The organism is Streptomyces sp. NPDC085900, from assembly GCF_044540925.1.
Taxonomy (GTDB): domain Bacteria; phylum Actinomycetota; class Actinomycetes; order Streptomycetales; family Streptomycetaceae; genus Streptomyces; species Streptomyces gilvifuscus.
Window position 1 is genome coordinate 365226 of record NZ_JBITSP010000002.1, and the last position, 22437, is coordinate 387662.

The 22437-nt window shown below is 72.2% G+C and carries 21 protein-coding genes; 9 read left to right on the top strand and 12 right to left on the bottom strand.

The window, feature by feature from the left end; all coding sequences use genetic code 11:
* Positions 1 to 98: 98 nt before the first annotated feature.
* Positions 99 to 1208: a LacI family DNA-binding transcriptional regulator gene (locus ACIGDI_RS06400; RefSeq protein WP_399891309.1), complete on the bottom strand. Its 1110-nt coding sequence runs from the start codon at positions 1206 to 1208 to the stop codon at positions 99 to 101.
* A gap of 187 nt (positions 1209 to 1395) precedes the next feature.
* Here ACIGDI_RS06400 and ACIGDI_RS06405 point away from each other — a divergent pair, with 187 nt between their 5' ends.
* Complete coding sequence (locus tag ACIGDI_RS06405) at positions 1396 to 2343, top strand: ROK family protein (protein ID WP_399891312.1); 948 nt, start codon at positions 1396 to 1398, stop codon at positions 2341 to 2343.
* A 90-nt stretch (positions 2344 to 2433) separates the two neighbouring features.
* Here the strand turns inward: ACIGDI_RS06405 and ACIGDI_RS06410 are convergent, their stop codons facing one another.
* Positions 2434 to 4470 (bottom strand): NPCBM/NEW2 domain-containing protein, encoded by a 2037-nt coding sequence (locus ACIGDI_RS06410; protein ID WP_399891315.1) that lies wholly within the window; start codon positions 4468 to 4470, stop codon positions 2434 to 2436.
* 216 nt (positions 4471 to 4686) lie between these two features.
* Between ACIGDI_RS06410 and ACIGDI_RS06415 the strand changes: the two genes are divergently transcribed.
* The gene (locus ACIGDI_RS06415) at positions 4687 to 4890 is read left to right on the top strand and encodes a hypothetical protein (RefSeq protein WP_399891318.1); all 204 of its coding nucleotides are present in this window, start codon (positions 4687 to 4689) and stop codon (positions 4888 to 4890) included.
* Between the two features lie 135 nt (positions 4891 to 5025).
* A complete protein-coding gene (locus tag ACIGDI_RS06420; RefSeq protein ID WP_399891321.1) occupies positions 5026 to 6069 on the top strand; it encodes an NUDIX domain-containing protein in 1044 nt (347 codons plus the stop codon).
* 53 nt (positions 6070 to 6122) lie between these two features.
* Here ACIGDI_RS06420 and ACIGDI_RS06425 read toward each other — a convergent pair whose 3' ends face one another.
* From ACIGDI_RS06425 to ACIGDI_RS06435, 3 genes are all read right to left on the bottom strand, one after another.
* Positions 6123 to 7178, bottom strand: coding sequence for a protein kinase family protein (locus ACIGDI_RS06425; RefSeq protein WP_399891324.1), 1056 nt, complete (start codon positions 7176 to 7178; stop codon positions 6123 to 6125).
* An 11-nt stretch (positions 7179 to 7189) separates the two neighbouring features.
* Positions 7190 to 7894 (bottom strand): MBL fold metallo-hydrolase, encoded by a 705-nt coding sequence (locus ACIGDI_RS06430; RefSeq protein WP_399891327.1) that lies wholly within the window; start codon positions 7892 to 7894, stop codon positions 7190 to 7192.
* 62 nt (positions 7895 to 7956) lie between these two features.
* A complete protein-coding gene (locus ACIGDI_RS06435) occupies positions 7957 to 9312 on the bottom strand; it encodes a dipeptidase (RefSeq protein WP_399891330.1) in 1356 nt (451 codons plus the stop codon).
* A gap of 132 nt (positions 9313 to 9444) precedes the next feature.
* Between ACIGDI_RS06435 and ACIGDI_RS06440 the strand changes: the two genes are divergently transcribed.
* Complete coding sequence (locus ACIGDI_RS06440; RefSeq protein ID WP_399891333.1) at positions 9445 to 10710, top strand: geranylgeranyl reductase family protein; 1266 nt, start codon at positions 9445 to 9447, stop codon at positions 10708 to 10710.
* Here the strand turns inward: ACIGDI_RS06440 and ACIGDI_RS06445 are convergent.
* Positions 10700 to 11149, bottom strand: coding sequence for a nitroreductase family deazaflavin-dependent oxidoreductase (locus ACIGDI_RS06445; protein WP_200700560.1), 450 nt, complete (start codon positions 11147 to 11149; stop codon positions 10700 to 10702). The two genes, ACIGDI_RS06440 and ACIGDI_RS06445, sit on opposite strands and share 11 nt — an antisense overlap.
* Positions 11150 to 11325: 176 nt before the next feature.
* On the opposite strand from ACIGDI_RS06445, the gene ACIGDI_RS06450 reads away from it, so the two are divergent.
* The 3 genes from ACIGDI_RS06450 to ACIGDI_RS06460 all read left to right on the top strand — a co-directional run bounded on the left by ACIGDI_RS06450 (position 11326) and on the right by ACIGDI_RS06460 (position 14141).
* The gene (locus tag ACIGDI_RS06450; RefSeq protein ID WP_399891337.1) at positions 11326 to 12033 is read left to right on the top strand and encodes a TetR/AcrR family transcriptional regulator; all 708 of its coding nucleotides are present in this window, start codon (positions 11326 to 11328) and stop codon (positions 12031 to 12033) included.
* Positions 12034 to 12240: 207 nt separating this feature from the next.
* Positions 12241 to 13479, top strand: coding sequence for a sensor histidine kinase (locus tag ACIGDI_RS06455; protein ID WP_399891340.1), 1239 nt, complete (start codon positions 12241 to 12243; stop codon positions 13477 to 13479).
* The gene (locus ACIGDI_RS06460) at positions 13476 to 14141 is read left to right on the top strand and encodes a response regulator (protein WP_399891343.1); all 666 of its coding nucleotides are present in this window, start codon (positions 13476 to 13478) and stop codon (positions 14139 to 14141) included. Before ACIGDI_RS06455 ends, ACIGDI_RS06460 begins: the two co-directional genes overlap by 4 nt.
* Here the strand turns inward: ACIGDI_RS06460 and ACIGDI_RS06465 are convergent.
* Positions 14102 to 14386: a DUF6332 family protein gene (locus ACIGDI_RS06465; protein WP_399891346.1), complete on the bottom strand. Its 285-nt coding sequence runs from the start codon at positions 14384 to 14386 to the stop codon at positions 14102 to 14104. The genes ACIGDI_RS06460 and ACIGDI_RS06465 overlap by 40 nt on opposite strands.
* Before the next feature lie 70 nt (positions 14387 to 14456).
* The gene (locus ACIGDI_RS06470) at positions 14457 to 15941 is read right to left on the bottom strand and encodes an MFS transporter (RefSeq protein WP_399891349.1); all 1485 of its coding nucleotides are present in this window, start codon (positions 15939 to 15941) and stop codon (positions 14457 to 14459) included.
* 86 nt (positions 15942 to 16027) lie between these two features.
* On the opposite strand from ACIGDI_RS06470, the gene ACIGDI_RS06475 reads away from it, so the two are divergent.
* Positions 16028 to 16405: a MarR family winged helix-turn-helix transcriptional regulator gene (locus tag ACIGDI_RS06475; RefSeq protein ID WP_399891352.1), complete on the top strand. Its 378-nt coding sequence runs from the start codon at positions 16028 to 16030 to the stop codon at positions 16403 to 16405.
* 12 nt (positions 16406 to 16417) lie between these two features.
* Here the strand turns inward: ACIGDI_RS06475 and ACIGDI_RS06480 are convergent, their stop codons facing one another.
* Positions 16418 to 17149: a maleylpyruvate isomerase family mycothiol-dependent enzyme gene (locus ACIGDI_RS06480; protein WP_399891355.1), complete on the bottom strand. Its 732-nt coding sequence runs from the start codon at positions 17147 to 17149 to the stop codon at positions 16418 to 16420.
* Between the two features lie 45 nt (positions 17150 to 17194).
* Positions 17195 to 17728, bottom strand: a complete 534-nt coding sequence (locus tag ACIGDI_RS06485) for a VOC family protein (protein WP_399891357.1) — start codon at positions 17726 to 17728, stop codon at positions 17195 to 17197.
* Positions 17729 to 17850: 122 nt separating this feature from the next.
* On the opposite strand from ACIGDI_RS06485, the gene ACIGDI_RS06490 reads away from it, so the two are divergent.
* Complete coding sequence (locus tag ACIGDI_RS06490) at positions 17851 to 18312, top strand: GNAT family N-acetyltransferase (protein ID WP_399891360.1); 462 nt, start codon at positions 17851 to 17853, stop codon at positions 18310 to 18312.
* A 60-nt stretch (positions 18313 to 18372) separates the two neighbouring features.
* Here ACIGDI_RS06490 and pepN read toward each other — a convergent pair whose 3' ends face one another.
* Positions 18373 to 20817, bottom strand: a complete 2445-nt coding sequence (gene pepN, locus ACIGDI_RS06495; RefSeq protein ID WP_399891364.1) for an aminopeptidase N — start codon at positions 20815 to 20817, stop codon at positions 18373 to 18375.
* Positions 20818 to 20970: 153 nt separating this feature from the next.
* On the bottom strand, positions 20971 to 22431 hold the full coding sequence (locus ACIGDI_RS06500) for a phenylacetate--CoA ligase family protein (RefSeq protein WP_399891367.1): 1461 nt from the start codon (positions 22429 to 22431) through the stop codon (positions 20971 to 20973).
* Positions 22432 to 22437 lie beyond the last annotated feature (6 nt).

Genomic DNA, 22437 nt, shown 5'->3' on the forward strand with positions numbered 1-22437 from the left:
CCGGCCCTTGCGGGGCCCACCGCCCCCGAGGCAGCCCGTCCTGCGGTGCCCGGTCCTCCGGGCTCCGTTCCTTCCGGCTCGCCTCGTCCATCGGCCGCTCAGTCCGCCGGAGGCAGTTCGCCCGATCCGCGGGTGATCAGGCGGGTGGGCAGTTCGATGCGTTCCGGTGCGATCAGCTCGCCGTCCAGTTGGCGGAAGAGCCGCTCGGCGGCGGTCCGGCCGAGCGCCGCCGCGTCCTGAGCCACCACCGTCACCCCGGGCTGGAGCAGATCCGCGAGCTCGATGTCGTCGAAGCCGACGAAGGCCACCCGGCGGCTCTGCTCCGCGAGGACGCGGACCACGGTGACCGTCACCCGGTTGTTGCCCGCGAAGATCGCGGTGACGGGGTCGGGGCCGGTCAGCATGGACTCGGCGGCCCGGCGCACCCGCTCCGGGTCCGTGACGCCGAGGGACATCCAGGAGTCCTCGACCGGTATGCCGGCGTCCTCCATGGCCGCCCGGTAGCCGCGCAGACGCTCGGCGGCCGTGTGGATGCGGGGCATGTCGCCGATGAAGCCGATCCTGCGGTGGCCGTGGGCGATCAGGTGGGCGACCCCGCTGCGGGCACCGCCGAAGTTGTCCGAGAGGACCACGTCCGCGTCGATCCTGCCGGCCGGACGGTCCACGAACACCGTGGCCACGCCCGCCTTGATCTCGGGCTCCAGATAGCGGTGGTCGTCACCGGCCGGGATGATCACCAGCCCGTCCACCCGCCGGGCGCACAGCGCCAGCGCCAGTTCCTGCTCGCGGTCCGGGTCCTCCGCGCTGGAGCCGTTGATCAGCAGGGCGCCGTGCGCGCGGGCCACCTCCTCGACCGCGCGGCTGAGGGGGCCGTAGAACGGGTCGGCCAGGTCCTCGAGGACCAGGCCGATGCTGGCGGTGCGGCCCTTGCGCAGGACGCGCGCGCTGTCGTTGCGGCGGAAGCCCAGCGCTTCGATGGCCTCCTGGACGCGGCGTTCGGTCTCGGGGGTGACCCCCGGTTCGCCGTTGACCACGCGGGAGACGGTCTTCAGCCCGACCCCGGCCCGCGCGGCCACGTCCTTCATGGTCGGACGGTTGCCGTAGCGGCTGCCGGAAAATCGGTCGGTGCGGCGGGCGGTCTCGGGCACGATGCGCTGTCCTGTCCTGTCTCGTCGACGGGTCTTGTCCACGGGGATGCGTCGGACCATGAGTTTGTATGAGGATGTGGCGTCGAGCATAGAGCCTGGACAACGTTGTCATATGCGCGAGAGACTGTCCACCACAATCTCCGGCCTGCGCCCCCACCGCGAGACCGGCCCGCTCATCTCCGTGGTCGAAGGGGTAAGTTCCCCTGGTCCACCGGGATCCGATGGTTTGACGGGGAGTCCGACTCTGATGCACACCGACCTCGTGGCCGCGCTCGACATCGGCGGCACCAAGATCGCCGGGGCGTTGGTGGACGGCCACGGCCAGATCCTGGTCCGCGCGCAGCGCGCGACGCCCGCGCAGGAGAACGGCGACACCGTGATGGGCGCCGTGGAGGAGGTCGTCGGTGAACTGACCGCCTCGCCCCTGTGGGGACGCGCCACGGCCTTCGGTATCGGCAGCGCCGGCCCGGTGGACGCCTCCGCCGGTACCGTCAGCCCGGTGAACGTGCCGGGCTGGCGCGACTACCCGCTCGTGCGCAGGGTCCAGGAGGCGGCCGGCGGGCTGCCCGTCGAACTGATCGGCGACGGTGTGGCCATCACGGCCGCCGAGCACTGGCAGGGCGCCGCCCGCGGCCACGACAACGCGCTGTGCATGGTGGTCTCCACCGGCGTCGGCGGCGGCCTGGTCCTGAACGGCCAGCTGCACCCGGGACCCACCGGCAACGCCGGTCACATCGGCCACATCAGCGTGGATCTCGACGGTGATCTGTGCCCGTGCGGCTCGCGGGGCTGTGTGGAGCGTATCGCCAGTGGGCCCAACATCGCCCGCCGGGCGATCGAGAACGGATGGCGGCCGGGTCCCGACGGAGACGCCTCCGCGGCCGCGGTGGCCGCCGCCGCGCGAGCCGGCGACCCGGTCGCGGTGGCGTCGTTCGAGCGGGCCGCGCAGGCGCTGGCCGCCGGGATCGCGGCCACCGCGACCCTCGTGGAGATCGACATCGCGGTGATCGGCGGGGGAGTGGGCAAGGCCGGCGACGTCCTGTTCACCCCGCTGCGCAAGGCGCTGGGCGACTACGCGACGCTGTCCTTCGTGCAGCGCCTGGAGATCACCCCGGCCCAGATGGGCACGGACGCCGGGCTGGTGGGAGCGGCCGCGGCCGCGCTCGCCAGGCGGGCGGACGCGGCCGCGGTCTGAGGCACGCTCGGGCGTCGACGGCAGGAACGTTTCAGGCGGGCTGCCGGCACCCCTCTTCCGGGTGTCAGCAGCTCACCTGCTCTTGCTGTGTCAGCAGCTCACCTGCGCGTTCGCCCAGTCGGCGTGGTCCGAGTCGATGCCGTCCCCGCCGTCGGTGACGACGAGCCGGACCACCTGGGCGCCGGTGACGTCCGCGGTGAGCGGCTGGGCGGGCATCGCGTTGGTCAGGACGCCGGTCGAGGCGACCTTCGTGCCGTCGGCCCAGATCTCGAAGGCGACGGTGCCGTTGGCCCCCTTCTCGTCGTCGACCCCGACGTCCGCGGTGACCTTCTCGCAGGCCTTGCCGGTGTAGTACTCGACCTCGCTGTTCGCGTGGACGCCGAGGCCCTTGCCGTACACCACCCCGCCGATGGTGATCGGATGCCCGTCACCGGCGGCGCTCTCCCCGTTGCTGGTGTTGCGCTCGACGGGCCCGTAGCCGTTGGTGGCCGACAGCCACGGCAGGTCGCCGAGCCCGGAGGTCCCGGAGGGCGGCGGAACGACGACGGACATGGCCAGCGGCAGGACCTCTTCGGCGCGCAGACCGGTCGGCGAGCGGTAACTCGCCCTGAGCGTCAGGTCGTACGAGCCCGTCGGCGTGCCCTGTGGAGCGGTGACCGACCACCTGGTGCTCAGGGAGCGGCCGGTGGGCAGCAGGGCCGCGGTCGGCCGTGAGGCCGCCCGGACCGCCCATCCGGCGGGCCCGGTCAGCGAGACCGAGACCCGTGCGGCCGGTGTGCGGCCCCAGTCGGTGACGACGGAGGTGAGCGGGGCAGGTGTGCCCGCCTCGACCAACGGGCTGCCGTTCAGGCCCAGTTCGACGGCCGGCGGGTGGGTGGCCCAGGCGCGGTCGGCCGAGACGCGCAGCAGCACCGTGCCGTGCGCCGGGACGGTCGCCGAGATCGTGCCCGCGGTGTTGTAGCTGCTGTGCCGCCACAGGTCGCGCAGGGTGTAGGCGCGGGCGCCGGGCAGGCCGACGGCCTGTGCGGTGGTGGAGATGTGCTGGGCGGTGCCGTTCTCGTTGAAGAGGGCCACCGCGCGGCTGCCGTCCTTCATCTCCTTGGCCACGACCCAGCGGCCGCCCGCCGAGGAGACGACCGTCCCCTGCTTGCCCAGCGGGTCCTGGTCGACGGCGATGACCTCCTTGTTGTCGAGGATGTCGAAGGTCGCCGGAGTGGCCTTGCGCAGGTCCGAGCCGATGAGCAGCGGGGCGGCCATGATCGACCACATGGAGAAGTGGCTGCGGTATTCGGTGTCGGTCATGCCACCGTTGCCCACCTCCAGCATGTCGGGGTCGTTCCAGTGCCCTGGACCGGCGTGCGGGGCGAGCGGCAGATTCTGCTTCAGAATGCCCAGCATCGAGCCCCAGTTGTCACTGATGTCGCCCGTGGTGCGCCACAGGTGACCGACGTCGGCGGCCCATTCCCACGGCTTGTTCTCGCCCCATTCGCAGATGCTGTAGACGATCGACCGCCCGGTCGCCTTGAGGGCGTCGCGCATGGTGGTGTAGCGCAACTTGGCATCCACACCCTGGTTGTTGCAGTTGTCGTACTTGAGGTAGTCCACGCCCCAGTCGGCGAACTGCCGCGCGTCGCTGTACTCGTGGCCGAGCGCGCCCGGGAAGCCGGCGCTGTCGCACGTCTTGGTGCCGGCGCTGGTGTAGACGCCGAGCTTGAGGCCCTTGGAGTGCACGTAGTCGGCGACGGCCTTGATCCCGTTCGGGAACCGGGCCGGATCCGGGACGAGCCGGCCGTCCGCGTCCCGGTTCGGCAGGGCCCAGCAGTCGTCGAGGTTGACGTACTGGTAGCCCGCGGCCTTGAGGCCCTTCTCGACGAACAGGTCCGCGATCCCCTTGACCATGGACTCGTTGAACTCGGCACGGCAGTGCGTGGAGTTCCAGTTGTTGAATCCCATCGGAGGGGTGAGGGCGAGACCGTCGGCGAGGGCGGGTGCGGCGGAGTCGGCGGCGGGCGCCGGGGCGGGTGCGGCGACGGCGGCCGGTGCGGCGAGTCCGGCGGTGCACAGGAGGCCCGCGGTGAGCGCTCCGAGCACTCTTCGGCGGGATGTGCGGGTGTGCGGGTGACGCATCGTTACGTTCCTCCGAACACACAAAGGTGGGATGACGTCATGTCCCCGTCATCGGTGCGCGTTTACGGTAGAACGTGTCGGACCGTGTTGGAAGAGGAGCGGTAGTGTGGAGTTCCTTCATTGGTCCAGACCGATGAGTGGGTGATCGTCGGATGTCCCCACCCGCACGCCTCCCGGATGCGTGACCCCCGGCCGGGTCCGGCAGTTGATCGGGGCATGAAGAAGCGCAGCATGATGGCCATCGCCTCCCTCGCCGCCGGGTTCGTCGTCGCGGCGATCAGCCCCACGCACACCGGGGACCACCACGTCCTCGGCGATCATCCCGTGCTCAGCGACCTCGGCGTCGACGACACCGTGGGCACGGTCGCCGACACCGTCGGCCAGGACAGCCTCTCCGACGCGAACAAGACCCTCGGATAAGGCCCTGGCCCCACGGCGCCGGTGTCCCCGCTCCCGGGGCACCGGCGCCGCTCCATGTGCGCCCTCAACTGGGGCTGGTTTCCGTGGCAGGGTGGAGCGGGCAAGCCTCAGGGGGCCAACAGAAGAGGGGGACCTGTGACCGTCGTCTGGATCAACGGCGCGTTCGGTGCGGGAAAGACGACCACCGCACGGGAACTGATCGAACTGATCCCGAACAGCACGCTCTTCGACCCCGAGGTCGTCGGCGGAGCGCTGGCACACCTGCTCCCGGCCAAGCACCTCGCCGAGGTCGGCGACTACCAGGACCTGCCGATCTGGCGGCGCCTGGTGATCGACACGGCGGCCGCCATGCTCGCGGAGCTCGGCGGGACGCTCGTGGTCCCCATGACCCTGCTGCGCCAGGAGTACCGCGACGAGATCTTCGGCGGGCTCGCCGCCCGTCGCATCACGGTCCGGCATGTGCTCCTCGCCCCGGCCGAAACGATCCTGCGGGAGCGAATAGCCGCCCGGGAGGTCCCACCCGACCTCCCCGACGGCGAGATGCGGATACGGCAGTGGTCGTACGACCACATCGAGCCGTACCGCAGCGCCCTGGCCGGCTGGCTCACCGCCGACGCCCACCCCGTCGACACCAGCGCGCTCACCCCGTACGAGGCCGCGGTCCGCGTCGCGGAGGCCGTGGGCAGCGGGGAGGTACCGGTGTGCGACATAGTGCAGACGCCCGAGCCGACCGCCGAGACGCTCGCCGCCGGCGTCCTCCTCTTCGACGAACAGGACCGCGTCCTCCTCGTCGACCCCACCTACAAGGCCGGCTGGGAGTTCCCCGGCGGCGTCGTGGAACCCGGCGAGGCGCCTGCCCGCGCCGGCATGCGCGAGGTCGCCGAGGAGACCGGCATCCACCTGGACGACGTACCGCGGCTGCTGGTCGTCGACTGGGAGGCGCCCGCGCCGCCCGGCTTCGGCGGGCTGCGGCTCCTGTTCGACGGCGGCCGGCTCGACTCCGCCGAGGCGGAGCGGCTGCTGCTGCCGGGGCCCGAGCTGCGCGACTGGCGCTTCGTCAGCGAGCAGGAGGCCGCCGACCTGCTGCCGCCGGTGCGCTACGAGCGGCTGCGCTGGGCCCTGCGGGCGCGGGAACGCGGCGCGGCCCTCTACCTCGAGGCGGGTATTCCGCTCGGTTGATCCACCGATCCGCTGATCCGCACACCGCGTTCCGGTGCACCCGGCGTGTGCGACTACGCGGACAGCGTGGAGCTGTCGTGGGCGAGACGGAGTTCCTCGTACGGGTACGGCGTCCGCCTGCCCTCCTGGCGCAGACGGGCCAGGAAGCCGTTGAGGACGGCGGTGAGCGGCGCGTCCCGGGAGATGATCGCGGCGGCCGCCTTCGGGGCGCCGTCGGCGCGGGCCCCGACCGCGCAGGCGCGCACGAAGGCCTCCCGCTCCAGCCTGTCGTATCCGTACAGGGCGGTGACGAGCCAGTTCACCAGGTGGGCGCGGCCGTAGAAGAGGTCGTAGTCCCGGTGCCGGTCGAAGAAGGCGTGCTCCGGCCGGGAGAGGCGGAAGCGGGGGCCGAACGCCAGGCCGTGGTCGGTGAGGAAGAAGTCGGCGCCGTCGGTGAGGACGTTCTGGAAGTGGACGTCGCAGTGGAGGAGCCGATGGCCCCGGAGGAAGCCGGTCAGCGCACCGAGCCAGTCGTCCACCCGCGTGCAGACCCGATCCGAGTCCTCGGTGCGGACCTGCGTGTCGAGCCAGCCGTGGAGGGTGTGCGGGAAGTACTCCAGGAAGAGCGTCAGGCTCGCGGACGCCGTCCGCAGGGCCTCCAGACGCTCACGCACCTGCGGGGCGCCGCCCCAGTAGGCCACCGTGCCGTCCACATCGGCCAGTTCCTCGGGCAGGGGCCGTACCTCGTCCGGCAGCACCCGCCAGTGGTGCAGCAGCGCAAAGCCGGGGAATCCGTCGGACAGCACCCAGTTCGTCGTCATCGTGTGCGTGGCCAGCTCGCGCCAGGCGCCGAAGCCGGGGCTGCGTCCGGTGCCGTAGTGGCACGCGGCCGGCAGGTCGAAGACGTTCGCCGTGGAGCGGGAGTTCGACGGCAGCGACTCGACGTTCGTGAGCGGCACCCGCTTGACGAACACGGGGCTGCCCGCCACCTCGACCAGCACGCAGCGCCCGCCGATGCCGACGCCCGCGGGCGTCCCGCCCGCCAGCAGGTCGGTCAGCTCGCCGTCCCCCAACAGGGCCAGCTCGGTGGCCAGTTCGGTGTGGCGGGCGATGCGGGTGAAAGAGGACATGTCCTCCATGGTCAGGGTCGGAGCGGGTGCCTGTCCGCCGTTCGGCGAAGGACCGTGCCGGCGTGGCCGACGACCGGATCGCCGTGTCCGAAGCAGGCCACGTCGCAGTCCAGCGATGCCAGTCGGTGCAAGGAGGCGAGCAACCGGGGCCGGTCCAGGTTGAACACGCCCGGCATCACAGCGCCGTCGACCGGGGACGCCGCCACGGTGTCCCCCGTGAACAGCACCCGCCGGTGCGGCAGATGGACGGCGATGCTGCCGTGCGTGTGGCCGGGGGTGTGCAGGACGTGGGCGCCTTCGCCGAAGTCGAGGACGTCGCCGTCGTCGACTTCGGTGATCCGCGAGGGGTGGACGAAGGGGGTGTCGGGGAGGTGGCGGGCGGCTTCCGCGTGGATCGGCAGCTCCCAGTCCTCGAACACCGGCGGCGGGCCCGGGACTTCACCCCGGATCGCGGGGGCGTCCAGGTGGTGGGCCACCACCTCGGCGCCGGTCAGCGCGGCGAGCTCGCCCGCGCCGCCCACATGGTCCTCGTGGAAGTGGGTGAGCACGACACGGCGGACCGTGCCGAGCGGCTCGGCAACGGCCGCGATGGCGGCTCCGGAGCCTCCCGGACCCGCGTCGACGAGCGTCAACTCGTCGCCGTCGCACCACAGATAGGCCTGGCCCACGGGAAAACGCAGAAGATACAGCCGCGGCAGCAGCTCTACGACGTCCATGCGGACGACCGTAGGAGGGCCCCCGCCCGAAGGCGAGGGCCCTCGGCCGACAGCAGAGCGGCTCAGCTCGCGGCGTAGTTGCGCAGGAACAGGGCCTCGGCCACCGACAGCCGCTCCAGCTCCTCCGGCGAGACGCTCTCGTTGACCGCGTGGATCTGCGCCTCCGGCTCGCTCAGACCGATCAGCAGGATCTCCGCCTCCGGGTAGAGCGTGGCGAGCGTGTTGCACAGCGGGATGGAGCCGCCCTGGCCGGCGTACTGCATCTCCTGGCCGGGGTAGGCGACCGACATCGCCTGCGCCATCGCCGTGTACGCCGGGCTCGTGGTGTCGGCGCTGAACGGCTGGCCCTGGCCGATCTGCTCGACGGCCACCCGGGCGCCCCACGGGGTGTGCGCCTCCAGGTGGGCCTGCAGCAGCTTGGTCGCCTCGGCCGCGTCCACGCCCGGCGGCACCCGCAGGCTGACCAGCGCGCGGGCGCTCGCCTGCACGGACGGGGTGGCGCCGACGACCGGCGGGCAGTCGATGCCGAGGACGGTGACGGCCGGCCGCGCCCAGATGCGGTCGGCGACCGTGCCCGAGCCGATCAGCCGTACGCCGTCCAGCACCTTGGCGTCCTCGCGGAACTGCTCCTCGTCGTACTGCAGGCCCTCCCAGGGGCCGTCCGCGGTCAGCCCGTCGACCGTGGTCGAGCCGTCCTCCGCGCGCAGCGAGTCCAGTACGCGGATCAGTGCGGCCAGCGCGTCCGGGGCGGCGCCGCCGAACTGGCCCGAGTGCAGGTTGCCTTCGAGGGTGTCGATACGGATGCGGAGCATCGTCATGCCGCGCAGGGTGGCGGTGACCGTCGGCAGGCCGACGCGGAAGTTGCCCGTGTCGCCGATGACGATGGTGTCGGCGGCCAGCAGGTCGGGGTGCTCCTCGGCGTACCGCTCCAGACCGCCCGTGCCCTGCTCCTCCGAGCCCTCGGCGATGACCTTCACATGGACCGGGACGCCGCCGTTGGCCTTCAGGGCGCGCAGCGCGAGCAGGTGCATGATCAGGCCGCCCTTGCAGTCGGCGGCCCCGCGCCCGTACCAGCGGCCGTCGCGCTCGGTCAGCTCGAAGGGCGGGGTGGCCCAGCCGGCCTCGTCCAGCGGGGGCTGCACGTCGTAGTGGGCGTAGAGCAGGACGGTCTTGGCGCCCTCGGGTCCGGGCAGGTGGCCGTAGACGGACTGGGTGCCGTCCGGGGTGTCCAGCAGGGCCACGTCCTGGAAGCCCTCGGCGGTCAGCGCGTCGGCGACCCAGCGCGCGGCGCCCTCGCTCTCGCTTCTGGGGAACTGGTCGAAGTCCGCCACCGACCTGAAGGCCACCAGTTCGGCGAGCTCGTCCCGCGCTCGCGGCATGAGCGAGGCGACGGTCTCGGCGACCGGATTCGACGACATGGGCACGCTCCTCGTGGGTGCGACGTTGTACAGGTGGATATCGGGATCCTCCCACAGTGGCCTGCGACGACGTCCGCCGTAGGATGCGGTGGACAGGTGCGGCAGCGGCTTGATCGGGAGCAGTAGACCATCGTGAGCAGCGAGAACTCTTCGGCGGACGACGTGCAGCGGGTGTGGGACGTCGTCGTGGTGGGCGCGGGACCCGCGGGGGCCTCGGCCGCCTACGCGGCCGCGGTGGCGGGACGGCGTGTGCTGTTGCTGGAGAAGGCGGAGCTGCCGCGCTACAAGACGTGCGGCGGCGGCATCATCGGACCCTCGCGCGACAGTCTGCCGCCCGGCTTCGAGCTGCCGCTGCGGGACCGGGTGCACGCGGTCACCTTCTCCAACAACGGTCGGTTCACCCGTACCCGCCGCTCCCGGCAGATGCTCTTCGGGCTGATCAACCGGCCCGAGTTCGACCAGCAGCTCGTCGAGCACGCGCAGAAGGCGGGCGCCGAGCTGCGGACGGGCGTCACGGTGCAGCGCGTCGAGCAGCACGGCTCGGCGGTACCCGATCGGCGCACGGTCGCCGTGGTCCTGCAGGGCGGCGAGACGCTGCTCGCCCGGGCCGTGGTCGGCGCGGACGGCAGCGCGAGCCGGATAGGAGCGCACGTCGGGGTCAAGCTCGACCAGGTGGATCTCGGCCTGGAGGCGGAGATCCCGGTGCCCGAGACCGTCGCCGAGGACTGGAAGGGGCGCGTCCTCATCGACTGGGGGCCGATGCCCGGCAGCTACGGCTGGGTGTTCCCCAAGGGGGACACGCTCACCGTCGGTGTGATCTCGGCGCGCGGCGAAGGTGCGGCGACCAAGCGGTACTTGGAGGAGTTCATCGGCCGGCTCGGTCTCGCCGGGTTCGAGCCGAGCATCTCCTCCGGCCATCTGACCCGCTGCCGGGCCGACGACTCGCCGCTGTCGCGCGGCCGGGTGCTGGTGTGCGGGGACGCGGCCGGGCTGCTGGAGCCCTGGACCCGCGAGGGCATCTCCTTCGCGCTGCGCTCCGGGCGGCTCGCGGGGGAGTGGGCGGTGCGGATCGCCGAGGCGCACGACGCGGTGGACGCCCGGCGGCAGGCCCTGAACTACGCGTTCGCGATCAAGGCGGGGCTCGGCATCGAGATGAGCGTCGGCAAGCGGATGCTGACGGTGTTCGAACGCCGTCCCGGCCTGTTCCACGCGGTGCTGACGGGGTTCCGGCCCGCGTGGAACGCGTTCAAGGAGATCACCCAGGGTTCGACGACCCTCGGCGAACTCGTGCGCACCCACCCGATGGCGCATCGCGCCCTGATCGCGCTGGACCGGCGTCCTGCGAGCGACGCGACGGCCGGCCCGGTGGAGGATGAGGGCGCCGAGGTCACTTCGTGACGGTGATCCGGAAGACGGGGTGGTCCGGCGCGATGCGGCGCAGATCGGCGTCGGGGGAGTCCGGGCCCACGCCGTTGAAGAAGACCCCGACCTCGGCCTTCCAGCGCTTGAGGTAGGCCCGCAGCAGCGGGACCTTGTCGTCGTCGGCGACCTCGACGGCGGTGAACACGTCCACGTTCTTGCCCAGGCGCAGTTCACCGCCGCCGGCGGCGCGCATGTTGTGCGTCCACTGGACGTGACCGCGCGGGGCGAGAAGGTACTGCTGCCCGTCCACGGTCAGCAGGTTGACGGGGGTGGTGCGCCACTCGCCGCTCTTTCGGCCGCGGACCGCCAGGACCCGGGAGCCCCAGACGCTGAGGCCGCGGCGGGTCATCCAGGCGACCGCGCGGTTGAAGACGTTGACGGTGAACCAGCCGGGCTTCTGGACGTGCGCGGACATGATGTCCCCCAGGGGAGTGGGTGAGCGGCGCTCTCTTTTGTGAGCGGTGCTCTCGGTTTGCCGTACGAGGAGCAGTCTGCATCAGATCGCCGATCCAAAGCAAGAGCACTGCTCTCTTTTTTGTGCGGTGCTCTCGTTTGTGTGCACTGCTCTGTTTTCGTGGCACACTGCAACGCATGAGTACCCCCCACAGCGCCCGCGCCCGAGCCCGGATCGAAGTCACCGCCGCCATCAAGGACGAGGCCCGCAGGCAGCTCGCCTCGGAGGGTGCCACCAAGCTCTCGCTGCGCGCCGTCGCGCGCGAGCTCGGCATGGTCTCCTCCGCCCTCTACCGGTACTTCCCCAGCCGCGACGACCTGCTGACGGCGCTCATCATCGACGCCTACGACTCCCTGGGCGCCGCGGCCGAAGCGGCGGCCGAAGCCGTCGGTGACGCCAAGCCCACCCGGCGCTGGATCGCCGTCTGCGAAGCCGTACGCGCCTGGTCCCTCGCGCACCCCCACGAGTACGCCCTGATCTACGGCTCGCCGGTCCCCGGCTACACCGCTCCGGAGACCACCATCCCGGCCGCCTCCCGCGTGGGCCTGCTGCTGATCGGCATCGTGCGCGACGCGATCAAGGGCCCCGGCGTGACCTTCCCCCCGCTTGCCGCCGAACTGCGCCCCGAGGCCGAGCGGCTCGCCGCCGAGATCGCTCCCGACCTGCCGCCCGAGGTCGCGGCGGCTCTGGTCGCGGCCTGGGCGCAGCTGTTCGGGCTGGTGGGGTTCGAACTGTTCGGCCAGTTCAACCGGGTCATCGAGGACCGGGAAGCGTTCTTCCGGCACGCCGCGGGCCAACTGGCCCTGGGCGTCGGACTCTCGGACCGCCCGTCCGCGAGGCGCTGAGGCAGCCTCGCACGTGCGAGGAGTTGGCGTCGGCGCGAAGTCACCGACACCGGCGGGCGACCGGCGACAGCGTCGACCCGGGCAGGCGCAGGTCGATCCCGGTACGCGTGCTCACGGCGCCCCACCTGCCGTACTTCCCGGGGAGTACGTGTGATCACCTCGCCCGGCTGACGCCCACCGGGCGTGACGGCGTCTAGCGTGGCCGTCATGGACGAGCAGCAGGGCGTGCGCGGGGGCGGCCCGCCGTGGTGGGGTCGGCACGGGCCGCCGTGGCCGGCCCGCCGGGGCGAGGGGGAGCGGGCGTTCCGGTGGCCGTGGCGCTCCACCGTGCTGATCACGGTCTTCGTGCTGTTCGGCTCCCATTTCGCCGCCCATCGGCAGCACGGCGAACGGGCGGACCTGGACGTCTTCGCGTGGGCGCTGCTGCTGGTCGCGTCGGGGCTGCTGCTGTGGCGGCGCCGGTATCCGGTGGCGGTGGTGTTCGGCACGGCGGCCGCCGTGCTGGTCTATCTGGGTGCGGGCTACCCGTACGGGCCCGTGTTCCTCACCGTCGTCGTGGCCTGTTTCAGCGCCGTCGTCGCGGGGCATCGCAAGGCGGCCTGGGGCGCGGTCGGCATGCTGTGGGCGGGGCATGTGCTGGTGGCCCACTGGCTGTACCGATGGCTGCCGCCGGCCTGGGACCCGGCCGCCTCCTGGGCGCAGGAGGGCGTGATCGCCGCCTGGGTCGCGGCGGTCGTGGCGCTGGCGGAACTCGCCCGTGCCCGCCGTGAGCAGTGGGCCCGCGACCGGGCCGAACGGGCGCAGGCGGCGCGGCGCCGGGCCGACGAGGAGCGGCTGCGCATCGCCCGCGAACTCCACGACGTCCTCGCGCACAGCATCTCGGTGATCAACGTGCAGGCGGGCGTCGGCCTGGCTCTGCTCGACACCGACCCCGAGCAGGCGCGCGCGGCGCTCACGACCATCAAGGCCGCCAGCAAGGAGGCGCTCGGCGAGGTCCGCCAGGTCCTCGACACGCTCCGCACGCCCGGAGATGCGCCGCGCGCGCCCGCGCCGGGCCTGGACCGGCTGCCCGAGCTGGTGCAGCAGGCTGCGAGCGCAGGTCTGACCGTGGATGTGGAGGGGGCGCCGCCGCGGCTCACGCCCGGTACGGACCTCGCCGCGTTCCGCATCGTGCAGGAGGCGCTCACCAACGTCGTACGGCACTCCGGCTCACGGCACGCGCGCGTGCACGTCGGCCACGACAGCGCGGCGCTGCGGCTGCGGATCGACGACGACGGGCCCGCCACCGGCGCGGACGCCGGCGGCAGCGGCAACGGCCTGGCCGGAATGCGTGAGCGGGCCGCCGCCCTGGGTGGCACGATCGAGGCGGGCCCGCGCCCTGACGGGGGCTTCCGGGTGCTCGCCGTACTGCCGTTGAAGCCCGCGGTGAAGGAGGACGACCGGTGATCCGTGTAGTGCTGGCCGACGACCAGTCACTGGTGCGGGCGGGCTTTCGGGCGCTGCTCGACGCGCAGCCGGACATCGAGGTGGCCGGAGAGGCCGCCGACGGCGAGGAGGCGCTGCGCAAGGTGGGCGAACTGCGCCCCGACGTCGTCCTGATGGACATCCGCATGCCGGTGCTGGACGGTCTGGCCGCGACCCGCCGCATCACGGGGGACACCGCTCTGGGCGAGGTGAAGGTGGTCATGCTGACCACCTTCGAACTCGACGAGTACGTCTTCGAGGCGATCCGCTCGGGTGCCTCGGGCTTCCTGGTCAAGGACACCGAACCGGAGGAACTGCTGCGCGCGGTGCGGGCGGTGGTCGAGGGGGACGCCCTGCTCTCCCCGGGGGTGACGCGGCGGCTGATCGCCGAGTTCGCGGCCCGTTCGAAGGAGCCCGCCGCCGTGGACGTCCTCGGCGAACTCACCGAGCGGGAACGGGAGGTGATGGCGCTGGTCGGCATCGGCCTGTCCAACGAGGAGATCGCCCGCCGCCTGGTCGTCAGCCCGCTCACCGCGAAGACCCACGTCAGCCGTACGATGATCAAACTGGGCGCCCGCGACCGGGCCCAACTGGTGGTCCTCGCCTACGAGTCGGGACTGGTCCGGCCGGGCTGGCTGGGCTGAGCGTCACGCCGGAAATCCACCAGGACGCTCACGACCCGGACGACGAAGACGATCGGCGCGAGCGCCAGGCCCACCGTCGGCAGCAGTGCCGACAGCAGGCCGGGCAGGTCGAACAGGAACGCCGGACCGGCCACGGCCGCGAACACCACCCCAGCCAGGAAAGCCGCGCTGACCAGCGCGTATCCGACCTCGACGGTCAGTGCGTCCCGCTCGGCCTTATGCGGCCGTCCCCCCTGCCCGTCCATCCGTCCAGTCTCACAGCCGTGCGCCCGGCGGGCAACCAACTCCCGCCGGGCGCCTGCGTGGAGGCTCCCCCTAGTCGCGTACGGGCACGCGATCCGCCTCCAGGGAAGTGGACTTGGCGACGACCACCGAGCGGGCCGGGCGGCGGGTGCGCAGGCCGGTGAGCGTGATGAGCAGGCCGGCCACCGCGACCCCGGTGACGACCAGGAAGCCGGGCCGGTAGCTGTCCAGCACGTTCTGGGCGGTGGCGTGTTCCGGCGCGTGGGCGGTCACCACCGCGGTCACGACGGCCAGGAAGATGGCGCCGCCCACCTGCACCGAGGTGTTGAGCAGACCGGAGACCATGCCCTGCTCGTGGTCCTCGACACCGTTCGTGGCCTGGATGTTGAGCGAGGGGAAGACCAGTGCGCAGGCCGCGCCGATGAGCAGCATCGACGGCAGGATGACGGCGGCGTAGACGGGGTCGAGATCGACGCGCAGGAACAGCGCGTACCCGAGCACCATCAGGGCGAAGCCCGCCGCGATCAGCCGCTGGGTGCCGAACCGGTCGACGATCGAGCCCACCTTGGTGGAGGACACGGCGACCAGGGCGCCCGCGGGCAGGAAGGCCAGCGCGGTGTGCAGCGCCGACCAGCCCAGCAGCGACTGCATGTAGAGGGTGGTCAGGAACTGGAAGCCGACGTACGAACCGAAGAAGGCCACCGCGCCGAGCTGGGCGCGGACCTGGCTGCCGGAGCGCAGCACGCCGAGCCGGACCAGCGGGCCGGGGGAGCGGCGCTCGACCAGGACGAACACGGTCAGCAGGACGGCGACGGCCAGGAAGGACAGCAGGGTGCGGGCCGGGGCCCAGCCGGCCTGAGGTGCCTGCACGACGGTGAAGACCAGCAGCAGCATCGAGGCGGTGCCGAGAACGGCGCCGGGGATGTCGTAGCCGTTGTGGTCCTTCTCGCGTTCGCTGCGCGGCAGCAGCTTCCAGCCGGCCAGCAGCGCGATCAGGGCGATCGGCGCGGGCAGCAGCATGGTCAGGCGCCAACTGGCCTCCGTCAGCAGGCCGGAGAGGACCAGGCCCATGGAGAAGCCGGTGGCCGCGCAGGTGGTGTAGATCGACAGGGCGCGGTTGCGCAGCGGGCCCTCGGCGAAGGTCGTGGTGATGATGGACAGTCCCGCCGGTGCCGTGAAGGCGGCGCTGAGTCCCTTGACGAACCGGCTGGCGATCAGCAGCGGGCCGGAGTCGACGAGACCGCCCAGCAGTGAGGCGAGCGCGAAGACACCCAGGGCGACGAGGAAGACCTGGCGGCGGCCGAGCAGGTCGGCGGTGCGGCCGCCGAGCAGGAGCAGACCGCCGTAACCCAGGATGTAGCCGCTGACGATCCACTGCAGGGTCGAGGTGGACAGGTCGAGGTCGTGGCCGATGGAGGGCAGGGCGACGCCGACCATCGACACGTCCAGGGCGTCCAGGAACATCGCGGCGCACAGCACCAGCAGGGTGCCCCACAGCCGGGGAGTCCAGCGGACCGCCGACACCGGGGCCGCGGGGTTGGTGAGCGGAGAGGTCATGCCCACAGACACTACATGCACATGCATCGAATGCAAACGCATTTAATTCCGATGCAATGAATTCGTTTCTCTGCTACGGTGCGCCCATGGCGGCGAAGAAGGCCGAGCAGGCGCTCGTGGACCAGTGGCGGGACATCCTCGCGCTGCATGCCCGCACCCAGTGCGAACTCGACCGCGCACTGCACCGACACGGCCTGTGTGCCAGCGATTTCGAGGTGCTCGACGTGCTGTCCGGCGAGTCCTGTACCTACCGGGTGCAGGAGATCGCCGAGCGGGTCCATCTGAGCCAGAGCGCGTTGTCGCGCCTGATCGCCCGGCTGGAGAAGGACGGTCTCGTCGACCGCGCCATGTGCCCCGAGGACCGCAGGGGCGTACGGGTGGCGCTCACGGAGAAGGGACGCACGCTGTACGGCGAGGTGCTGCCGGTACAGCGCGCGGTCCTGACGAAGATGCTGGCGGGCTGAGGGCTCTCGGCCTCAGACGGCGGACTTCTCGCGCCACAGCGCGCCGACCGAGGCGTCCCCGGTCACGCCCGGAAACGGCCGCCGGTTCCACAGGGACAGGTACAACTGCGCGGCCGGCCCGGCCACTTCGCAGTCGGCGGCACCGGCGTCGCCCCGCACGGTCACCGGCGGCTCCGCGGTCAGGCGTACGGTCCACACCGCGCCGTCGACGTCCGTCGCCCGCACCCGAAGAACCCGGGGCCGCTCGCTGCGCACCTTGCTTCTGACGCGGGCGTGGAACCCCGTCAGCAGCTCGTCGACCCCGTCCGCGCCGAACTCCGGAGCGATCTCGTCGGGCGTCCCGCCGCGTGCCGCCTCGGCGTCGATCCGGTGCACGGTCGTCTCGTGTGCCTGCCGCCGGGTCCAGAAGGCGAGCGGTGACGGCGCGGGCAGGAAGTGCCAGCACTCCACGTCGGACGGGGCGGCGGCGAGGGTGTCGACGAGACGCCGATGCCCCGCACGGAACCAGGCGAGCAGCTCGGTGCCGTCGAGCTCGGGCGGCTCGCCCATGGGGCGGGGCGAGGCGTGCCCCTCCCCGACGAAGCCGGCCGCCCACCGGTGCACCACCCCCGTGTGCCGCAGCAGATCCCTCACCGTCCAGTCCGGACAGGTCGGCACCTTGGCGCCGGTGCCGGCCCGCTCGGCGGCCACGGCCAGCAGTCGGCCCTCCCGGTCCAGGGTCTCCAAGAATTCCGCTGTCTCCATGAGGGGAGTGTGCCGGACGGAGCTCGGTCGAAGGCAAGCGTCCGGTCAGCCTGTCGTCCGCACGGGCGCGCTGCTGCACCCCTGCCTCCGGCCGCTGAGCTCGGCGTCGAACGTCTCCTGGGCCACGCGCATGACCTCGGCGTATCGGGGCTCCCGCAGCCGCATCCACATCTCCTCCTCGGAGACGTCCTCGACGCGGGCGACCACCCACCAGATGTTGCCGAAGGGGTCCTTGACCCGCCCCCCGCGCTGACCGAAGGCGTCGTCCGCGAGGGGAGTGACGACCCGTGCGCCCGCCTCGACGGCCCGCGCGAACGCCTCGTCCGCGTCCGCGACGAACACCCGCAACAGGCTCGGCATGACCGGCCAGTCGGCGCTCCGGTCGAAGGCCAGCACCACCGTGTCGCCGACCCGGATCTCGCCATGACCGATCGCCCCGCTCTCGGTCGCCACCCGCGCCAGTTCCTCGCCCCCGAACGCGTGGGCGACGAAGTCGAGGAAGGCCCCCGTGTCGTCGGTGGTGACCCAGGGCGCGACGGTCGTATAGCCCTCCGGGGTGGGATTCCGCTGCTCGGACATGACGGCCCTGCCTTTCCGGATCGCTCGGAGGACACCGACGTTAGGCGGCCAGTAGGCCGGAATCCGTCCTGGATGGCGGACGTCTTCGTACGGGCCCCGGCCGTCCCGTTAGCGTGGTGATCATGGTGGACTGGGACATACGGCCGGCGACGCGGGCGGATCTCGAGCCCGTGGTGGAGTTGCGGGCCGTGGTGATGCGGCCCGATCTGGAGCGACTCGGGCGGTACGACGAGCACCGGGTGCGGCAGCGGCTGCGGGACAGGTTCGAACCGGCGCACACCTGGATCATCGAGGTCGACGGCGCGTTCGCCGGCTGCGTGGCCCTGCGGCCCGCCGAGGACGCGCACTGGCTGGAGCACTTCCTCCTCGACCCGCGTCTCCAGGGCCGCGGCATCGGCTCGGCGGTGCTGCGCGAACTGCTCGGGCGGTGCGACCGCGCCGGTGTCCCCGTCCGTCTGAACGTGCTGCAGGGCAGCCCGGCCCGACGCCTCTACGAGCGGTTCGGCTTCGAGCCGCAGAGCGAGGACCCGGTCGACGTCTTCATGCTGCGCGCTCCGGCCCCCGCCCCCGCGCGAAAACCCTGACGGGCGGCCGGGGCCTCCGAGGAGCCCCGGCCGCGCGGCAGGACAAGGGGGCCGGGTCCGTCAGGCGGTCCCGGCGCGGGCGCGGAGCATGCGGGCGATGGCGTCCGAGCGTTCCAGGAGGGTGGTGCGCACCACCGGGGGTGCCTCCACGGATGCCTCGCGGGCCTTGTCGAGGTAGTCGGCGTCGACGGCGTACGGGGACAGGAGGTGCCGGGTGTAACCCATCGCCGGGATCATCCCGCCGACGTGCAGCTGGGGGATCGCCTCCAGGTAGAGCCGGGTGTAAGGGGCCAGCAGGTCGTCCTGGTCCGGGCGCCAGAAGGCCGTCGCGATCTGGCCGACCGAGGAGACGGGGACCTCGCGCTCCACGGCCAGTCGCTGCCAGATCTCGGCCTTCGCGGCGGCGTCGGGCTGGGCGGCGCGTACGGCGAGGGCGCGGATCCGGGCGTCGGGGTCCGGGTCGCCTTCGAGCAGCAGCGCGGTCTCGGCGGCGACGTCCCCGCCCAGTTCCGCCTCGCGTACCAGCGCACGCCAGCGCAGGTCCACGTCGTCGCCCGCCTGCTCGCGCAGCCACGCCAGGTCCTCCGGGCCCGTCGCGGTGCGGGCCAGACCGCGCAGCGCCACCTGCCGGCGGCCGGGGTCCGCGGCCAGTTCGCGGCAGGCCGCGGCCACCGCCGCCGTCAGCTCCGCGCGTTCGGCGGGCGGTGCCCACAGTTCGGCGATGTTCGCCGCGAGGTCCAGATACGGCTCGATCACGGCGTCGGACGTCTCGGCCGACAGGACCGCGGTGACGCACCGTCCGGCCTCCGCCGCCGTGACCTCGCCGTTGATCAGCATGTCCCACACCGTGGACACGGCCACGCCACGGGAGATGGCCGTGGGCAGCTGTGCCGCCGTCCCGAAGAAGGCGTCCCTCGTCGTGGGGTCGGGGCGGGTCGTGGCGAAGGTGAGGTCGTCGTCGTTGACGAGCAGGAGGTCCGCGGTGGACGGCAGGCCGGTCACCGGGGTCCGGGACCCGGTCACCTCCACGCGTACCAGCGCGGTGCGCTCCAGCGCCTCGCCGTCGCCGCCCTTCCTCTGGTACGCGCCGACGGCCAGCACCTGCGGGCGAGGGGTGTCGCCGGCCACCAGCGTCACGCTCTCGCCGTCCCGCTCCAGGGAGAACCGGTCGGTGCCCGCCCTCTCCAGCCAGGCTGTGCGCCAGGCGTCCAGTTCGCGCCCGCTGGCCTCGGCCAAGGCGTCGACGAGGTCCTGGAGCGAGGTGTTGCCCCAGGCGTGGCGGGCGAAGTAGGCGGCCATGCCCGCCCGGAAGCGGTCCTCGCCGACGTACGTCATGAGCTGTTGCAGGACGGAGGCGCCCTTGGGGTAGGTGATGCTGTCGAAGATGGACGCGGCCTGGGCGACGTCGTGGATGGGCTGGTGGATCGGGTGGGTGGCGGGACCCTGGTCGGCCAGATACGCCCTGAGCTTGTCGCTCGCCAGATGACCCGCCCACGCGTCGGTGTAGCGGGTGGCGCCCTCGGCGGCCCAGTGGCAGGCGAACTCCGCGAACGCCTCGTTCAGCCACAGGTCGTCCCACCAGCGCATGGTGACGATGTTGCCGAACCACATGTGCGCCATCTCGTGCAGCAGCACGACGGCGAGCAACTCCCGCTCCGCGGGCGTCGGTTCGGCCCGCCGCAGGAAGGCGTCCGACCAGGTCACACAGCCGTAGTTCTCCATCGCGCCGCCGAACTCCGGCATGAACACCTGGTCGTAGCGGCGCTGCGGGAACGGCATGGCGAAGGCCTCGCCGTAGAAGGCGAGGCCCTGGCGGGTGAGGGTGAATATCTCGTCGGCGTCGCGGTCGAGGACCTCGGCGAGCGAACGGCGGGCGTACAGGCCCAGGTCGCGGCCGTCGGCCTCGCGGCGGATCTCGTGGAAGGGGCCCGCGTTGACGACGGTGTTGTACACCGACAGCGGCGGGGTGTCCGGGTAGGTCCAGCGGCGGGACCCGCCCAGGTCCTCGACGCGGGCGTCACCGGAGTTGCTGGTCACGGTCCATGCGGCCGGGGCCGTGACGGTGAAGGCGTGCGGGGCCTTGAGGTCGGGCTGGTCGAAGCACGCCCACACGAACCGGGCCTCGTCCGGCTCGAAGCTCATCCACACGTAGACCTCGCCGTCCGCGGGGTCGACGGCCCGGTGCACACCCGGGCCGGCCGCCGTGTCGGACTGGACGCTCTCCACGCGCAGCACGTTGTGCCCGGCCAGGGCGGGCAGCGGGATGCGGCCGTCGTCGCCGGGGGCGAGGGCGGCGCCGTTCAGCGTGGCGCCGCGCACCCGCGCCGCGCAGTCCACGAACGTCTCGGCGCCGGGCTCGTGGCAGGTGAAGGTGATCGTGGAGACGCAGCTGACCTCCGGCCCGGTGGGCAGAGCGGTGAGATCGATCTCCACGTCGTACCGCTCGACCGTGAGCAGCGCGGCCCGTCGCTCGGCTTCGCTACGGGTCAGGCTACGGATCCCCATGTGTTCTCCCTCGGCAGACAGCGGAGGTCAGAGTACGTCGGTCCGGGCCGGGGACCGCAGGCATTTTCGCCAGTCTCGCGAGGGCACCCGGCAGGAGCGCCCGACGGGTTCGGACGTGCGGTGTACGGCCCTCGTCGTCCCGGTCGTGCCGCCTCAGCCGCGCGTGTAGCGGTGTTTGACCCCCGGCGGGAAGTACTCGGGGTCGCCGAAGTCCCGCAGCCGGACCTCGGGCAACTGCCGTTCCTCGGGCACGTAGTTCGCGAACTCGCTGTTCAGACGGCGGAGTTGGTCGCGTACGGAACGGGCGACGAGCGCCGGGTCGCCGTCCTTGCCGGGGGCTCGCTCCACCGTGATCCGCAACTGCCGGTCGTGGGCGTCGTCCTCCACCGTCTCCAGCACGAAGCGGCCGGAGACCCAGTCGTGGACGCCGGGTTGTTCCAGGCCCACGGAGACGTTCTCCGGGTAGATGTTGGCGCCGAAGTACGACACCGTGAACAGCGACCGGCCGAAGACGTACACGAACGGCAGGCCGCGGGAGTCGGTGCCCGCCGTGGCCACCGGGTCGAAGCCGTGGTCCGCGCAGATCCGCAGCATCTCGTCGTGGGGGATCACCCCGCCCTCGTCGGCGATGTGGTACCGGATCAGCGGAACCCCGCTGTCACCGGTGAACACCAGTGTCCCCTCGTGCTCCTCGAAGTAGCGGCTGCCGGGGTCGTACTGGACGAGGGTGGGCAGCCGGGCGTCCCCGAACACCTCCCGCGCCGCGTCGGGGCGGGCGGCGAAGAAGCGCCGGACGGTGATGCTGAGCGGGGTCTCGTTGCCCAACACGCCCGCGTCCGCGGTGCCGTACAGCGAAGCGGTGTCGCGCACCGGGTCGGACAGTCCCACCCGCTCGCCGACGATGTCCCGCCACTCCTCGCTGAACACCTCGCCCGCGAGGACGAGTCTGACGGCATAGCGGCTCCAGTCCAGGCCGGCCGCGGCGCCCGTGTCGATGACGTCCTTGAGGAAGGGCGGGTAGCCGAGCAGCACCGTCTGGTCGAAGCCGGGGGCGAGTTCCGGCAGGACGCGCAGGATCTCCTCCGGTTTGTTGCCCGGCGCGACGACGGTGACCGGGTAGCCCTTGGCCGACAGCAGACGCACGCAGCCCGCCGTGAACAGACCGCCCACCCAGGTGCCCAGCGGGAAGCACACCACTGCCAGTGTGCTGCGCTCCGCGGCCCGGAAGGCGTCCGCGAAGATCTGCTCGAAACGGCGCGCGATGTGCAGTTCGTCGAGCACGGACCGGGGCCACAGGGTCGGCCGCCCGCTCGAACCGGAGGACACGGCCACGATGTCCAGATCCGCCGGGCGGCCGTCCCGGCACCGTTCGGCGAGCGGGTAGCGGTGGTGGTACGAGTCCTTGTCGGTCAGGGGCAGTTCACGGAAGGCGTCGAGGGTGCGGACGGCGCCCGGGTCGATGCCGCGCTCGGCGAGGAAGGCGCCGTAGGCCGGCACCGTGGCGGCCACCCGGCGGAACAGTCCCAGGACGTCCGGGGCGGACACGAGTGACGTGTCCGCGGCGAACTCCGCCAGGGCGGAGGCGATGCCGCGGGGGCGGTCGGGGTCCAGCACGGCGCC

Coding starts and splice junctions, on each gene's coding strand:
- ACIGDI_RS06400 (WP_399891309.1), bottom strand. CDS start 1,208: ATGGTCCGACGCATCCCCGTGGACAAGACCCGTCGACGAGACAGGACA.
- ACIGDI_RS06405 (WP_399891312.1), top strand. CDS start 1,396: ATGCACACCGACCTCGTGGCCGCGCTCGACATCGGCGGCACCAAGATC.
- ACIGDI_RS06410 (WP_399891315.1), bottom strand. CDS start 4,470: ATGCGTCACCCGCACACCCGCACATCCCGCCGAAGAGTGCTCGGAGCG.
- ACIGDI_RS06415 (WP_399891318.1), top strand. CDS start 4,687: ATGAAGAAGCGCAGCATGATGGCCATCGCCTCCCTCGCCGCCGGGTTC.
- ACIGDI_RS06425 (WP_399891324.1), bottom strand. CDS start 7,178: ATGTCCTCTTTCACCCGCATCGCCCGCCACACCGAACTGGCCACCGAG.
- ACIGDI_RS06430 (WP_399891327.1), bottom strand. CDS start 7,894: ATGGACGTCGTAGAGCTGCTGCCGCGGCTGTATCTTCTGCGTTTTCCC.
- ACIGDI_RS06435 (WP_399891330.1), bottom strand. CDS start 9,312: ATGTCGTCGAATCCGGTCGCCGAGACCGTCGCCTCGCTCATGCCGCGA.
- ACIGDI_RS06445 (WP_200700560.1), bottom strand. CDS start 11,149: ATGTCCGCGCACGTCCAGAAGCCCGGCTGGTTCACCGTCAACGTCTTC.
- ACIGDI_RS06450 (WP_399891337.1), top strand. CDS start 11,326: ATGAGTACCCCCCACAGCGCCCGCGCCCGAGCCCGGATCGAAGTCACC.
- ACIGDI_RS06455 (WP_399891340.1), top strand. CDS start 12,241: ATGGACGAGCAGCAGGGCGTGCGCGGGGGCGGCCCGCCGTGGTGGGGT.
- ACIGDI_RS06465 (WP_399891346.1), bottom strand. CDS start 14,386: ATGGACGGGCAGGGGGGACGGCCGCATAAGGCCGAGCGGGACGCACTG.
- ACIGDI_RS06470 (WP_399891349.1), bottom strand. CDS start 15,941: ATGACCTCTCCGCTCACCAACCCCGCGGCCCCGGTGTCGGCGGTCCGC.
- ACIGDI_RS06475 (WP_399891352.1), top strand. CDS start 16,028: ATGGCGGCGAAGAAGGCCGAGCAGGCGCTCGTGGACCAGTGGCGGGAC.
- ACIGDI_RS06480 (WP_399891355.1), bottom strand. CDS start 17,149: ATGGAGACAGCGGAATTCTTGGAGACCCTGGACCGGGAGGGCCGACTG.
- ACIGDI_RS06485 (WP_399891357.1), bottom strand. CDS start 17,728: ATGTCCGAGCAGCGGAATCCCACCCCGGAGGGCTATACGACCGTCGCG.
- ACIGDI_RS06490 (WP_399891360.1), top strand. CDS start 17,851: ATGGTGGACTGGGACATACGGCCGGCGACGCGGGCGGATCTCGAGCCC.
- pepN (WP_399891364.1), bottom strand. CDS start 20,817: ATGGGGATCCGTAGCCTGACCCGTAGCGAAGCCGAGCGACGGGCCGCG.